Origin of the sequence: Caproiciproducens lactatisolvens (assembly GCF_052443335.1) — a bacterium.
In the GTDB taxonomy this organism is placed as follows: Bacteria; Bacillota; Clostridia; order Oscillospirales; family Acutalibacteraceae; genus Caproiciproducens.
Genome location: NZ_CP195750.1, coordinates 2,775,167 through 2,789,924 on the forward strand (window position 1 = coordinate 2,775,167; position 14,758 = coordinate 2,789,924).

A 14,758-nucleotide genomic window follows, 5' to 3' on the forward strand; every position below is an offset into this window, starting at 1 on the left:
AGCAAAAATTGCGAAATTCACAGCTTTCGGCTGTTTACTAAGATTTGCGTTTTTTTATAATATAATGTTTAGGCTCTAATGTCAATAGATTTTGCATAATTATGGTATTAAAATTGCAGGTTAGTGCAATTTTCCATAAAACTTTATTAATAACAGGACGATTATGCATGTAATATTATCAAATCCTGCAAATTTTTATTTTTTTATTGACATTCCGTCCCGGCTGTCATATAATAAGCGCATAGCAGCAAAGGCGCTGTAGGGATTTGCCCTATAGTGTCTTCTTTTTTTATTCTTTTTTGTAATTTATGTAGGGAGTGATTTTCATGAGCAATATTCCTGAAATGTTCGGCAGCATGGTCTTCAACGATACGGTCATGAAGGAAAGACTGCCAAAGGACACCTATAAGGCTCTGAGAAAGACCAGGGAACAGGGCAAGCCGCTGGATTTGCAGGTCGCGAACGTCGTTGCAAACGCGATGAAGGACTGGGCGGTGGAAAAAGGTGCGACCCATTTCACCCACTGGTTCCAGCCGATGACCGGGATCACCGCAGAAAAGCACGACAGCTTTATCTATCCGGTGGAAAACGGCAAGATCATTATGGAATTTTCAGGGAAGGAACTGATCAAGGGCGAACCCGATGCTTCCAGCTTTCCGTCCGGCGGACTGAGAGCGACCTTTGAGGCAAGAGGCTACACGGCTTGGGACCCTACCAGCAATGCGTTCATCAAAGACGGCTCCCTCTGTATTCCCACGGCGTTTTGCTCCTACGGCGGCGAGGCGCTCGATAAAAAGACTCCCCTGCTGCGTTCCATGGACGCGATCGACAGGCAGGCAATGAGAATCTTAAAGCTGTTCGGCAACACGGAAGCCCACCGGGTCATTACCACGGTAGGTCCGGAACAGGAATATTTCCTCATTGACAAGGCGATGTACGAAAAAAGAAAAGACCTGATCTACACCGGCAGAACGCTGTTCGGCGCGAAGCCCCCGAAAGGACAGGAGCTTGAGGACCACTATTTCGGCGTAATCAAGCCGAGAGTGTCCGCGTACATGAAAGAACTGGACGAAGAACTCTGGAAGCTTGGTATTTTCGCCAAGACAAAACATAATGAAGTCGCTCCTTCCCAGCATGAACTCGCTCCCATTTTCACCACAAGCAACGTAGCCTCCGACCAGAACCAGCTCACCATGGAGGTCATGAAGAAGGTCGCCACAAAGCACGGCCTGACCTGTCTGCTCCATGAGAAGCCGTTTGCGGGCATCAACGGAAGCGGCAAGCACAACAACTGGAGCATTTCGACCGACACCGGCGTAAACCTTCTTGAGCCGGGCGATTCTCCCCGCGAGAACGCGCAGTTCCTCCTTTTTCTCGTTGCGATCATCCAAGCGGTCGATGAGCATCAGGACCTGCTCCGCATCTCCGTCGCTAGCGCGGGGAACGACCACCGTCTGGGCGCGAACGAAGCTCCCCCGGCGATCGTCTCCATGTTCGTGGGCGACGAGCTGTCCAGCGTGCTGAAGTCCATTGAGGACGGTTCTTCCTATCATCAGCAGGACAAAGTTTCCATGAAAATCGGCGTCGACGTTCTGCCCGCTTTCCCGAAGGATTCCACGGACCGCAACCGCACCTCCCCGTTCGCTTTCACCGGCAACAAGTTTGAGTTCCGTATGCTCGGCTCCACCGTTTCCATCGCGTGCCCGAACATCATGCTCAACACGATCATTGCCGACGCCCTGTGCACCTTTGCGGATGAGCTGGAAAAGGCCGATGATTTCAACTTCAAGCTGGCTGAGATTATCAAGGATACGATCAAGGATCACAGCCGTATCATCTTCAACGGCAACAACTATTCCGAAGAGTGGGTCGAGGAAGCGGAAAAACGCGGCCTGCTGAACCTTCGTTCCACCGCGGACGCGCTGCCGTACTATATCAGCGACGCCAATATCGCTTTATTTGAAAAATACAATGTGCTGACGAAAACGGAAGTTCACTCCCGCTATGAAATCCAGCTGGAAAACTACTGCAAACAGCTCCACATCGAAGCGCTGACCATGGTGGATATGATTAAAAAAGACATTCTGCCGGCGGCCTGCTCCTATATGAAGGACATCAGCAAGGAGGCCATCAACAAGAAGCAGCTCTGTGCGGACATCTGCTGCGAACTGGAAGAGACCCTGCTGAAAAAGCTTTCCAGCCTCAGTTCCGACCTGTACAAAAAAATGCTTGTTCTGGAAGAGACCGTCGTACCGGAAAAAGAATTCAAGGATGTTCTGGAACAGGCAAAATACTACCGCAATACGGTTTTCGCGGAGATGGAAGCAACCCGTGTCATCGCGGATGAAATCGAAAGCCTGGTCGGCGCGAAATACTGGCCGTACCCGACCTACGGCGACCTGCTTTTCAGCGTGATGTAAAAAGTGGGAACAGCATTGGCTTGAGAGGGTATCTTGTAATATAATGCACAAGGGCGTGTATTCTGTTATAGCTTGCAGAATACACGCTTCTTTTTTATCAACCGCCCGGCGGCCTGCCGCATTCCCGCAACCCACCGGTAAAAGATACGGCGCCTGCCGGGTGTATATTCATTCAGAGTACAAGATCTTTACATATCTTCCTATATAAAGTGGGCGGTCTGTCGTTTCCGGCAGGCCGTCCGCTTTATATATTCCTTTGATTTTATGAACATTTTTTGAACTCTTTGTATTTTCCGGTCTATTTTATACAAAATATGTTATAATTTTAATAAAATATGCGGTCGTTACCATGAATGGCTGAATAGCTGGTTTGAAAGCTGAAAATATAACATGAATGAAAGGAAGTTGAGAATGAATGGAGTAATGGCCGAAAAACTGAAAGAATCCGTGCAATCCGTTCTGCCTGTCGGCATCATCGTTTTTCTGCTGAACGTTACGATCGCGCCCATGCCCACAGGCACTCTGATGATGTTCCTCACCGGAATGGTCCTGCTGATCGTTGGGATGAGCATTTTCACTCTGGGCGCGGAAATATCGATGATCCCCATGGGAGAAACCATCGGTTCGGTGCTGACCAAATCGCGGAAGCTCTGGCTGATGGTGGTAAGCAGCTTTATCCTGGGCGTCGTGGTGACGGTGGCGGAGCCGGACCTGCAGGTGCTGACCAAGCAGGTGCCCGCCGTGCCGGACGCCGCTTTGATCGCGTCTGTCGCGTGCGGGGTGGGCATTTTCCTGGTGCTTGCGCTTCTGCGCATCCTGTTCCAGATGAATCTTTCCCACGTTTTGATCGTCTCGTATGTTTTTGTATTTATTATAGCCGCGCTGACGGCCCCGGACTATCTGGCTGTCAGCTTCGATTCCGGCGGCGTGACCACCGGGCCGATTACCGTACCCTTTATTCTGGCGCTTGGCCTGGGCATTTCCGCGGTGCGCGGCGGCAGTACCGCGGAGGAGGACAGCTTCGGGCTGTGCGCCCTGTGTTCCATCGGCCCTATTCTGGCGGTGCTGATCACGGGGATGTTTTTCGACCCCTCGGGAACGGGGTTCGCGTTTGAGTCCGCCGCCACCGTAGACAGCGTCGGCGAGCTGATCGCGCTGTTTGCAAACGGCTTTCTTCAGTTTTTCAAGGAAGTCTGTATTGTTCTGCTTCCCATTATCGTGATTTTCGTATTCCTCCAGTTGATCCATCTCAAGCTCCCGAAAACCAAGCTGATCCGCATTATGGTCGGGATTGTGTACACGCTCGTCGGGCTTTCGGTCTTTCTGACCGGCGTCAACATCGGCTTTATGCCCGCCGGTACCTACTTGGGACGCTCCATTGCGTCCCTTCCCTACCGCTGGATTCTCATTCCCCTGAGCGCGGCGATCGGGTGCTGCGTCGTCTTTGCGGAGCCCGCGGTTCATGTTCTGAACAATCAGGTGGAGGATATCACCAGCGGCGCGATCTCCGGAAGGATGATGATGGCCGGCCTTTCCATCGGCGTTGGGCTTGCGCTTGCCATGGCCATGATCCGCATCATGGCGCAAATCCCCATCTGGTTCTTCCTGCTTCCGGGCTATGCCGTTGCGCTGGCAATGACCTTTTTCAGCCCGAAAATTTTTACCGCTATTGCTTTCGATTCCGGCGGCGTCGCGGCCGGGACCATGGCCGCGGCGTTTCTGCTCCCGTTTGCCTCCGGCGCGTGTGAAGCCATGGGCGGCAATATTATGACGGACGCCTTCGGCATTATCGCCATGGTGGCCATGATGCCGATTATCACCGTACAGGCAATCGGTATTATTTACCGGATCAAGCTGGACCGCGCGGAAAAGGCGGAAGAAGCGGACAACGCACTGCCGGAGGAAGGGGTTCCATCGCCTGAATTCCCGGAGAAAAATCCGGAATTTCCGGAAGAATCGGAGGAAAATAAGGGAAAAGTGGAAAACCCTATTGCAAATTCCGAGGAAACCAGCGAAAATAGAACAGATGGCGACAATTCGTTGGAAAGGGAGGAATGAAATGACGCAGACAAATACCGGATCGGAATCGACCGTACTGATGATCACGATTCTCAACCGGGGAAACGGCAAAAAAATTGCAGATCTGTTTTCCGGCAGAGGTGTGCGCCTGAATTTCCTGGCTTTGGGAAAAGGAACCGCGGATTCAAAAATCCTGTCCTACTGGGGCCTTGGCGAAACGGAAAAAGACGTTCTGTTCAGTGTGATGCCCGGGGAAACAGCCGAGAGCTTTGTGGAAGAACTGAATGAAAAAATAGGCAGGCCCGGAAGCGGCATTGCCATGACCATACCGATCAGCGGTGCCGCGGGATGCAGGGAAGAGACTCTCTGCCATACCGTATTACAGAAAACAGGAGGGAGCTTTATGGACCAATCCTTTGAACACGCACTCATCGTTGCGATCGCCAATCAGGGCTTTTCAGATGAAGTGATGGATGCCGCAAAGGCCGCGAAAGCGACCGGGGGTACCGTGATCCACGCGCGGGGCGCCAGTGTGAAGGATGCCGAAAAATTCTTCGGCATTACGATTCAGCCGGAAAAGGAATTGATTCTGATTTTAACAAAAAGCGAACACCGCGAAGAAATCATGCAGGCGATTACGCGCGAAAAGGGCCTTCATACGGATGCCAAGGCCATTGCGTTCTCCCTGCCGGTCAACGGGGTGGCAGGGCTGCCCGCTTTATAGCCTGGATCCGGCACGAACCCGGAATTTCCGCCGCAATAACAGTATTTTTTGTTTTAAATTATACAATTTGTATTATTCAAATGCGCAATGAAAGATAAAAAGACGAAAGCCTGCTGAAACAGCGGGTTTTCGTCTTTTTGATGCGACCAGGCCTGTAAGCCGAGTTCTGTCGTGAACAGCCATCTATCTTGGCCGGATGTTGCCATCGCGGCTCAGTGCCACCTTCTCGGGACGCGCCGGGCCGGCGCATAAGTCCCTCTGCGGTGTTGCTCCGAATAGGGTTTGCAGAGCCGCGCGGTCTCCCGCGCGCTGGTGAGCTCTTACCTCGCCTTTCCACCCTTACCGTTACCGGCGGTATATCTCTGTTGCACTTTCCCTGGGGTCGCCCCCGGCGGCCGTTAGCCGTTATTCTTGCCCTGTGGAGCTCGGACTTTCCTCGGGCACGTCCTTTCGGACTGTGTCCGCAGCCGTTCAGCCTGCTCGCTAAACTATTTTAATCGATGAAAGGCCGTCTGTCAACTGCAGATTATGGAATCCGGCCTTCCCCCGCCTACCGCACGGATGCGATACCCGCCTCCGTTAAAAGCTGTGCTCGGAGATCAGGCGGTTTTTCTCATCCCAAAGTTTCTGCGATAAATCCACATAATACTGGTGCGGATTTTCAAAACGCTTCACTTCGTCCCAGAGCGTGTCCACCTGCTGCAGGCAGTATTCCTTGATTTCATCCAGGTCGCGCGGCTTTGTCAGGCTCTTTCCGTTTTCAAACAGCTTCTGACGCAGTTCCACCGCGCGGAAATTTTTGACAATTTTCCGCTTCCAGATATGCTCGGGGTCAAACAGCTCGTACGGCTTGGTGTCGTCGATCACTTCTCCGTGCAGAGTAATCAGGTCGGCAATCGCCTTGCCGCTTTCCCGGTCGAACAGTCTCCAGAGATTTTTAAAGCAGGGAGTGGTAATTTTCGCCACGTTCTCACTGATTTTAATTTTCGGAGTGACATTCCCCTGCGCGTCCTCGACTCCGCTCAGCTTGTAGACGCCGCCGAAAACGGGCTCGCTGGCCGCGGTAATCAGGCGCTCGCCCACGCCGAAGCTGTCCACACAGGCACCTTGCATCAGCATGTCGCGTATTATATACTCATCGAGAGAATTCGACGCGCAGATCTTGCAGTCCTCAAATCCGGCGGCGTCCAGCATTTTTCTCGCTTTCCGGGAAAGATAAGTAATGTCGCCGCTGTCGATGCGGATTCCCGCGGGACGGAACCCGAGGGGGAGAAGTTCCTCGTTGAACACGCGGATCGCGTTGGGAATGCCCGATTTCAGAACATTGTAGGTATCGACCAGCAGGGTACACTGGTTCGGATATTCCCGGGCATACGCGCGGAAGGCTTCCAGCTCGCTGTCAAACAGCTGGACCCAGCTGTGCGCCATGGTGCCCAGCGCCTTTACGCCGTAATCCCGGTCGCAGAGGGTGCAGGCGGTTCCGCAGCACCCGCCGATATAGGCCGCCCTGGCCCCGAGAACGGCTCCGTCCGGTCCCTGCGCGCGGCGGGAGCCGAATTCCATGACCGCTCTTCCCTGCGCCGCGCGGACAATCCTGTTGGCCTTGGTGGCAATCAGGCTCTGGTGGTTAATACAGAGCAGAATCATGGTTTCAATGAACTGCGCCTGGATCACCGGACCGCGCACCGTAACAATGGGCTCGGTCGGAAAGATGGGGGTTCCTTCCGGGACCGCCCACACGTCGCAGGCGAACCGGAAGTTCTGCAGATAACGGATAAAATCCTCGTTGAAAATCTTGCAGTCCCGCAGATACTGAATGTCCTCTTCGGTAAACTTCAGGTTCTCCAGATACTCCACGGCCTGCTGGACACCGGCCATGATCGCATAGCCTCCGTCGCTTGGCACGCGCCGGAAAAACATGTCGAAATAGACGACCGTGTCCTGATAGCCGTTTGTAAAATAGCCGTTGGCCATGGTGATTTCATAAAAATCGGTCAGCATGGTCAGGTTGGTTTTGAATCCGTTCTGTTCATTCATCCTGTTCAGCTCCAATAAATTAAATTTTGCTGTAACTCCACCTGTGCTGGTTATCATATTATAGAACAGCAGTAAAGTGTCTCATGGATACCGTAACGGCATCCGGTTTATAGAAAAATCTCTTTCTGAAAATTACCATAAATTATAAGCCGTATGAAGAATATTATAACAAGGTTAAGGCAAAATAACAAATAAGAAATGCAAATATGATGAAATAATTACTAATTTGAAAAATATTGGTTCATTATGTGAAATTTTTTTATATTTTATTGCATTATAAACAATAAAATATTATACTATATGACATTAACAGAATTTACGATGGTAAATTTCCAATGATTTGTAAATTTCCAGGAAATTTTGTTACAGGCGCTGTGCAGATGGAATATGTATGTGCGTAAAAAATATTTCGTGGGGAGATGAATTCAGTGAGATTACGCAAACAGGCACTTGGAACCCGTAATTTAGTCGGTGCGCGTGTGGAGATGGCACGCAAAAACCAGGGGATGAAGCAGAAAGAGCTTCTGGCTCAGCTTCAGGTTAACGGTGTCGATATGAACGCCTCCGGCTTGTCTAAATTGGAAGGCCAAATTCGCTATGTAACGGATTTTGAACTTTCTGCTTTAGCTAATATTTTAAATGTTTCAGTCGACTGGCTTTTAGGCCGCGAAAAATAATCGTATTTGAATAACGGGGCAGGTTGAGGCGCTTCGCGTTGAGCGGGGCGCTCTTTTTCTGCTTTCTTTTTTGCAAAAGATCGAATATAATGATATTATATTACGGGTTGTAGACAAACTGTCAGACTGCGGCAAATCGTGCAAGTGCAGGCAACACGGAAAGCAAAATTGCTTTGCAATTTTTCGGTTGCGCGGCTTTGTCGTCAGTCTGGAATATAACGATATTATATTACTATTTTGGACAAAAAAAGGCAAGGAGGATATGATTTTGTTTGACAGGCGACAGCTTACCCGGTTAAAGCCGCTGCTGGTCTTTTTCGCAGGGTTTACTTTGCTTTTCTATTTTTTCGCGCTTACGCTGAAATTCACGTTCCCTTTTCTGGCGGGATTTCTGCTGGCCCTGATCGTACAGCCCGTCATCCGCCAGCTGAAAAAACGGATGCATTTCAACCCTTCGGCGGCCGCGGCGCTTTCCACGGTTCTGGTTTTTGTAGTGGTTTTCGGCCTTCTGTTCCTGCTGGGTTACTGGCTGATTTATGAAATCAGCAACCTGCTGAACAACCTGACCACGGACGTAGGCGCTTTGACCGCGCCGGTCAACAGCCTGGTCAGCATGGCGGGAGAGTATTTGAATCGGATCAACTCCAAATATATCGAACAGAATCAGCAGCAGATTCTGAATATCGCCCAGTCCGGCGCCGGAATCGTAAAAACGATTTTGGCGAGCGTGCTCACCTTCCTGACCTCCCTGCCGGCCATTTTCACCATGTTTATCGTCATGATCCTTTCCACGTACTTCTTTTCAAAGGACATGACCTCGATCAAATCGCACATCATGTCGCTGTTTTCCCAAACCACCGCGCTCAATATCCGCTCCGCGTCGCGCCACGGAATGAATATGAGCGGAAAATACGTCGGCTCCTATCTGCTGATTTATTTCATCACCTTTGTCGAAACGCTGATCGTCTTTTCCGCGCTGGGCGTCCCGTATCCGCTTGTGCTGAGCATTGTGACCGGCATCGCCGATATTCTGCCCGTGCTCGGCCCCGGAACCATTTATATCCCCCTGACGCTTCTTTACCTTGTAAGCGGCAGCTTTTTCAAAGCGGGCGCGCTTCTGGTCTGCTGGCTGCTGATTACCGCCATCCGCCAGATCATCGAGCCGAAACTGATCTCCTCTTCGATCGACATTCATCCGCTGACCATGCTCGCGGCGATCTATTTCGCGCTGGTGGCCCAGAATTTTCTGATTCTGATCTACTGTTCCGCGCTTTTGATCCTTTACAAGATCCTGACCCAGATCGGCGTGCTCCCCACCTTGTTTGAAGCGAAGCCCGCCGGCGGCGAGGCCTCAAAATCCGCGCCGAAAAACGATCCGCCGCCACCAAAAGTCTGACAGAAGAAAAAAACGGGCCATAAACGTTTTTCTCCGCTGTTTTTCCATTGTTGACAGTTTTGTAATGATGATTGACTTATGGAAGATTGCATGCTATAGTCTAACTGTACTAATCTTAATAATACAGAAAACACAGAAGAGGTGAGAATGGTGTTCACACTCGATTATAAGAGCCGGCTGCCGATTTACGAGCAGCTGTACAAAAGCATACGGCGCATGGCCGCCGTGGGCGCTGTGGACCAGCGGGAGCCGCTTCCGAGCGTAAGGGCGCTGGCGCAGGAGCTGGGGGTCAACCCGAACACGGTGCAAAAGGCCTACCGGATGCTTGAACACGACGGCATTATCTGTTCCGTCCCGGGGAAAGGGTCCTTTCTTTCCGAGGACCTCTCCGCAATTTCCCAGCAGCGGGAAATCGCGCTGGAAAAGCTGGACGACGCAATCCGGTCCGCCGCGGATCTTGGAATCACAAAAAATCAAATCATTGTAAGGGTGGAAAGCCTTGTAAGCGGGAGAGGTGAGTGAGCGATGATAGAAGCAAAAAAACTAACGAAGAAATTCGGCGCGGCCACCGCGCTGGATGAGATATCTTTTTCCATCGGGTCGGGCTCGGTGTTCGGGCTGGTCGGTTCCAACGGCGCCGGAAAATCCACATTTCTGCGCACGCTCGCGGGAATCTACAAGCCGGACGGCGGCGAAGTGCTTCTGGACGGAGCGGCACCGTTTGAAAACTCGGAGGTCAAGTCGCAGATTTCCTTTATATCGGATTTCCCCTATTTTCTGCCGCAGGCCACGCTGAGGGAAATGGCGGGGTTTTTGTCACGCATTTACCCCGGCTGGAGCCAAAAGCGGTTTGAAGAGCTGTGCGGGCTGTTCCCGATTGACAGCAAGAGCAAAATCGTAAATATGTCGAAGGGGATGCAGCGGCAGGCGGCTATTATCTGCGCGATCGCAACCCAGCCGAGCTGCCTTCTTCTGGACGAGGTGTTCGACGGTCTTGACCCGGTAATGCGCCAGCTTTTAAAGCGCATTGTTTCCGGGGAAGTCGCCCAGCGCGGCATGACGGTGATCATCGCCTCGCACAATCTGCGGGAGCTGGAGGATTTCTGTGACCATGTGGGGCTGTTCCACAAGGGCGGCGTCGTGTTCGAGCGCGACCTTGACGAGCTGAAGCTCGGCATCAACAAGGTGCAGGCGGTGTTCAAGCCCATGCCCGAAATCAGCGCCTTTGCACCGCTGGAAATCATTAAGACCGAAATGCACGGTTCTCTGATTAATCTGGTGGTCCGCGGTTCAAAAGACGAGATTCTGGAAAAGATAAACGGGTTGAACCCTGTTTTCGCGGAAGTGCTTCCGCTCACTCTGGAAGAAGTATTTATCAGTGAAATGGAGGTGGCCGGTTATGACCTCGAAAACATCCTCAATTAGACGCAGGAAAGAGTTTTGGGAAACCTATCTGTGGTCGCTGAAGAAAAACCGCGGTATGATGGCGCTTCTTACGCTTCTGATGTTTATCGCGCTGCCCATGATCCTGATGATCCTGATGTCCAACACGCAGAATCGGATTACCACCGAGATTTACACACCTGAAATGTGGACGCAGACCTATCTGAGCAGCGTCACAGGGCTGACCGCTCTGCTTGTTACCCCGATATCCCTGATTTTCGTTCTGGTAATTTCCGTCTCCCTGTTCGGATATATGCATCAAAAGCGCAGCGTGGATTTGTTCCATGCGCTGCCGGTCGGCAGGACGCCCATGATTTTGGGACGGCTGCTTTCCAGCCTGACCGCGCTTTACGCGCCTATTTTACTGAATTTCGCCCTTATATTCGTTGTGGGCGCGGCCTACCCCGTACAGCTTCAGCTCTGCTGGGTCACCGTATTTTCCTATCTGCTGTGGCTGATGCTGATCTGCGCGGCGGCTCTGTGCCTTTCCTCTTTCATGGCGGTCTGTACCGGAATGACCACCGACATGATCCTGTCCCTGCTGGGCATTAACGCGGCATATCCTCTTCTGATTTTTCTGGGCGACCGGTTTGCCTCCTCGCTTTTGCCCGGCCTGAATACCGGATTAACCGCCAACTCCATTATTCTGACCGCGGTTTCTCCTTTTATGGCCGCTTTCATGCCGTATATTGTGAGCGGAAGCCAGGCTCGCAGCGGGGCTTTAGTTGTCGATGCAGGCTTTTATATCTGGTGGATCGTGTTTACCCTTGTGCTTCTGGCGGGCACCGTCCTTCTCTACCGGAAACGCCGCAGCGAATGCGCCGAAAGCAGCTTTGCCTTTTCCCTTCCCAAAAATGTGATCCGCTTTATGATCACCGCCGTAACGGGCCTCGGCCTGGGGCTGCTGCTCCAGAGCGGAACGGAAAGCTCCGGGAACTTTTTCATCGGCCTGATCGCCGGGTCCCTCGCCGCGCATATTGTGACGGAAACCATTTATTCCCGCGGGTTTAAGCAGCTGAAAAAGAGCTTTGCCGGATACGGCGTTTTCATGGCCGTGTTTGTGGCCGCTTATGCTTTTCTTGCCACGGGCGCTTTGGGCTACGACACCCGCGTTCCTCTGGCGGAGGACGTGGCAAGCGTCACCATTCAGGACCCCTATACGGATGGCGGCGGGCAGATTGTAGACGGGAATCATCGTTTGCTTGCCTCCGTTACGCCGACTCTGATGGAAAAGGCCAATATCGAGAAGGTAACCGATTTCCATAAGAAAATCACGCAGGACAAAAGAGAACATTCCTATCCTTATTCCCTGAACAGCAGGAACGGCACTTCCTTCACCCTGACCTATCATCTGAAAAACGGCGGCGCCGTAAACAGAACCTATTATCTGGAATATAAGGAGGACGGACAGGGAAACCCGATCTCTCCGCTGGGCGAAATCGCCGATACCAGAGAATACAAAGAAACGCAGGACCTCCTGTTTTATGTTGAGCCGGAATACATTAAAAGCGTCGACCTGGACACACGGGGCGGGGAAGACAGCACCACCTTCGCGCCGGATCTGAACACCAAAAAGGAACTGCTGGACGCAATGAGGCAGGATTACCTGGAAGGCAAGCTGAACAACGGAAAAGATCTTGACGCAGAAGCCTCTTATCTGGTGATCGAATACAAGGCCCCCCTTCAGGTGAAGGGCGGGAGGCTGAAGACTCTGCTGAACGGATACGAAGGCGATATTTACCTGTACGTAAACAGCTACCATTTCCTGAACAGCTCCAGCAAAACCGGAGAATTGGTGGAAAAACTCGGCTGGAACAAATAACAAGCTGCATAATTACGCAAATACAGCATATCAATACAGGAAGGCGGCCGGCTCTCGGACCCGGCCGCCTTTTCTATCCGAAAATACCGTCATGCGCTCCTCCGGTCCATACTGTGCCGGTTAAAAATTGGTCCTGAAATATGTTTTGGGAGGAACCTGAAATTATAAACACTGAAAATCAAAAGGAATACGAAGAGAAAAGAAAAATCACCGGCATTGTTTCCGTTTCCGTGCTGCTCCTTTTGTTTGCGGCAGCCACCGCGCTGCTTTGGAGGCCGCTGATCGACACCATCTCCAACCCGGAGCAGTTCCGCGCGTGGGTCAACCTGCACGGCGTGGCGGGAAGATTCGCCTTCGTCGGTATGATGGTCCTGCAGATCATCTTTGCCGTCATCCCCGGCGAACCGATGGAGGTTGGCGCGGGATACGCCTTCGGCACTCTGGAGGGCACCCTGCTGTGCCTGGCCGGAGCGGCGGTCGGCTCGTCCGTTATTTTCCTGTTTACAAAGCTTTGGGGGAACAGATTGGTGGAAGCGTTTATCAGCCGGGAAAAAATCCATTCCCTGCGCTTTATGAAATACAGCAGGAATCTGAACTTCATCGTATTTTTCGCGTTCCTGATTCCGGGAACCCCGAAGGACCTTATGACCTATTTCATCGGTCTTACGTCCATGAAGCTGAAAACCTTTTTAATTCTGACCAGCATTGCGCGAATTCCTTCCGTGATCACCTCTACGATTACAGGCAACGCGCTGGGAATGCAGGATTACAGGATCGCGGCCATCATTTATTCCATCACGGCGGCCGCCAGCCTGATCGGCGCGATTGCTTACCGCAAAATTTCCAGACGGTACCGACAGGACAAAAAAGAAAAATCCGGGAGCGACTGACAAATGAATTGACCCCAAAAAGTTAGACAAATATTTTAATTAGGCAGCCGAGAGGGCTTGTTGTCTGTGAAGAGCAGGCGGCAGGCCCCTTAGCTTTGCCTTGGAGCGGCGGTAGTTATAATAGTCAATATAATCGACGAGTTCAGTTTTAAAATGCTCCATGGACTCAAAAGTCTGTAAATATAGCAGTTCGCTCTTGAGCAGACCGAAAAAGTTCTCAATCACGGCATTGTCCAGGCAGTTGCCTTTTCGGCTCATACTCTGCCGGACGCCTTTCTTTTTGAGCATACGTTGGTATTGCTTGTGCTGGTATTGCCAGCCCTGGTCGGAATGCAGGATCAGGTTTGTCCCGTCTGGAATTCTTGCAAAAGCCTTGTCCAGCATTTCTGTCACCATGGAGAGCGCTGGTTTGTCCGAGATTGAGTAACCTACAACATCACGGCTACACAGGTCAAGAATTGGTGACAAATAGAGCTTCTGCCCAAACAGACTAAATTCTGTGACATCGGTCACCCACTTCTGGTTTGGCTTTTCCGCCTCGAAGTTTCGTTCCAGCAGATTTGACGCAACCTTGCCAACCGCGCCCTTGTAAGAGTGGTACTTCTTCATCCGTACACGGCAGACAAGGCCAAGCTGCTTCATCAGCCGCTGCACCGTCTTGTGGTTTAGTGGGAAACCGCGGCGGCGCAGCTCTGCGGTAATACGCCGGTAGCCATAGCGCCCTTTGTTCTCGTGGTAAATTGCGGCAATGCCCTCTTTGGCGTTGCCGTATTTATCTGCCTTTGCCAGCCGTTTCTCATGGTAGTAGTAAGTCGAGCGCGCAAGCTGAGCCACTTCCAACAGAATTTCCAATGAATAACTTTGCCTCAGTCCTCGAATCACCAGCGTTTTTTGCGCGCTTTTCGCTCGTCTTCCAAAACCAAGGCTTGCAAGTTTTTTAGGTACGCCACCTCTGCACGCAGTCGCTGATTCTCTGCGATCAGATCTTCTTCCATCTGCTTGTCCAGTTTTGGTGGTCGGCCTTTCTGGGTTCCGCTGGCGGCACTGGCTCGGCCTCGACGCTCGACATACAACCCTGCCGGTCCCTCTTCAAGATAAATTCGTTCCCATTTCTTGATTCGTTCTGCTCCGCCAATTTCAAATATGCGCATTGCTTCACGATAGCTTAATCCGTCCTTTCGGACTGTTTCTACTACCAGCTGCTTAAATTTACCAGTATACTTCTTGAGTGGTATTCCTTTGGGCATAAAAACTGCACCCCTTCCGTTAGTTTCAGTATATCATACTGTCTAACTTTTGGGGTGCAGTTCACAAATCAGCGCTCCCGGAT

Annotated in this window: 10 protein-coding genes, 1 other RNA gene and 2 pseudogenes; 9 read left to right on the forward strand and 4 right to left on the reverse strand. The window is 51.6% G+C overall.

Annotation, left to right across the window (positions count from 1 at the left end):
* The first annotated feature begins 326 nt into the window (after window positions 1-326).
* The 3 genes from ACRQV7_RS13605 to ACRQV7_RS13615 all read left to right on the forward strand — a co-directional run bounded on the left by ACRQV7_RS13605 (window position 327) and on the right by ACRQV7_RS13615 (window position 5,163).
* The gene (locus tag ACRQV7_RS13605) at window positions 327-2,420 is read left to right on the forward strand and encodes a glutamine synthetase III family protein (protein ID WP_444658597.1); all 2,094 of its coding nucleotides are present in this window, start codon (window positions 327-329) and stop codon (window positions 2,418-2,420) included.
* A gap of 411 nt (window positions 2,421-2,831) precedes the next feature.
* Entirely contained in the window at window positions 2,832-4,478 is a 1,647-nt protein-coding gene (locus ACRQV7_RS13610; protein ID WP_444658599.1) for a DUF1538 domain-containing protein, read from the forward strand.
* A gap of 1 nt (window position 4,479) precedes the next feature.
* Window positions 4,480-5,163 carry a hypothetical protein gene (locus ACRQV7_RS13615; protein WP_444658600.1) on the forward strand — a complete coding sequence of 228 codons (684 nt, stop codon included), beginning with the start codon at window positions 4,480-4,482 and terminating at the stop codon, window positions 5,161-5,163.
* 139 nt (window positions 5,164-5,302) lie between these two features.
* Here ACRQV7_RS13615 and rnpB read toward each other — a convergent pair.
* Together rnpB and ACRQV7_RS13625 are read right to left on the reverse strand one after the other, a co-directional pair.
* Window positions 5,303-5,646: RNase P RNA component class A (gene rnpB / locus ACRQV7_RS13620), an RNA gene on the reverse strand.
* A gap of 96 nt (window positions 5,647-5,742) precedes the next feature.
* Entirely contained in the window at window positions 5,743-7,200 is a 1,458-nt protein-coding gene (locus ACRQV7_RS13625; protein ID WP_275713463.1) for a nicotinate phosphoribosyltransferase, read from the reverse strand.
* A gap of 419 nt (window positions 7,201-7,619) precedes the next feature.
* On the opposite strand from ACRQV7_RS13625, the gene ACRQV7_RS13630 reads away from it, so the two are divergent.
* The 6 genes from ACRQV7_RS13630 (at window position 7,620) to ACRQV7_RS13655 (ending at window position 13,428) form a co-directional block, all read left to right on the forward strand.
* Complete coding sequence (locus ACRQV7_RS13630) at window positions 7,620-7,877, forward strand: helix-turn-helix domain-containing protein (protein ID WP_038325855.1); 258 nt, start codon at window positions 7,620-7,622, stop codon at window positions 7,875-7,877.
* A 268-nt stretch (window positions 7,878-8,145) separates the two neighbouring features.
* Window positions 8,146-9,273 carry a sporulation integral membrane protein YtvI gene (gene ytvI, locus ACRQV7_RS13635; protein ID WP_444658602.1) on the forward strand — a complete coding sequence of 376 codons (1,128 nt, stop codon included), beginning with the start codon at window positions 8,146-8,148 and terminating at the stop codon, window positions 9,271-9,273.
* Between the two features lie 147 nt (window positions 9,274-9,420).
* The gene (locus ACRQV7_RS13640; RefSeq protein WP_275713459.1) at window positions 9,421-9,795 is read left to right on the forward strand and encodes a GntR family transcriptional regulator; all 375 of its coding nucleotides are present in this window, start codon (window positions 9,421-9,423) and stop codon (window positions 9,793-9,795) included.
* Window positions 9,796-9,798: 3 nt separating this feature from the next.
* Window positions 9,799-10,698 (forward strand): ABC transporter ATP-binding protein, encoded by a 900-nt coding sequence (locus tag ACRQV7_RS13645; RefSeq protein WP_444658604.1) that lies wholly within the window; start codon window positions 9,799-9,801, stop codon window positions 10,696-10,698.
* Window positions 10,673-12,538: a hypothetical protein gene (locus ACRQV7_RS13650; protein ID WP_444658605.1), complete on the forward strand. Its 1,866-nt coding sequence runs from the start codon at window positions 10,673-10,675 to the stop codon at window positions 12,536-12,538. The genes ACRQV7_RS13645 and ACRQV7_RS13650 overlap by 26 nt, the downstream gene beginning before the upstream one ends.
* 140 nt (window positions 12,539-12,678) lie before the next feature.
* Window positions 12,679-13,428, forward strand: coding sequence for a TVP38/TMEM64 family protein (locus ACRQV7_RS13655; RefSeq protein ID WP_275713454.1), 750 nt, complete (start codon window positions 12,679-12,681; stop codon window positions 13,426-13,428).
* Window positions 13,429-13,467: 39 nt separating this feature from the next.
* Here ACRQV7_RS13655 and ACRQV7_RS13660 read toward each other — a convergent pair.
* Window positions 13,468-14,417 (reverse strand): annotated as a pseudogene (locus ACRQV7_RS13660) (IS3 family transposase); the annotation flags it as partial.
* A 72-nt stretch (window positions 14,418-14,489) separates the two neighbouring features.
* Window positions 14,490-14,675 (reverse strand): annotated as a pseudogene (locus tag ACRQV7_RS13665) (helix-turn-helix domain-containing protein); the annotation flags it as partial.
* Window positions 14,676-14,758 lie beyond the last annotated feature (83 nt).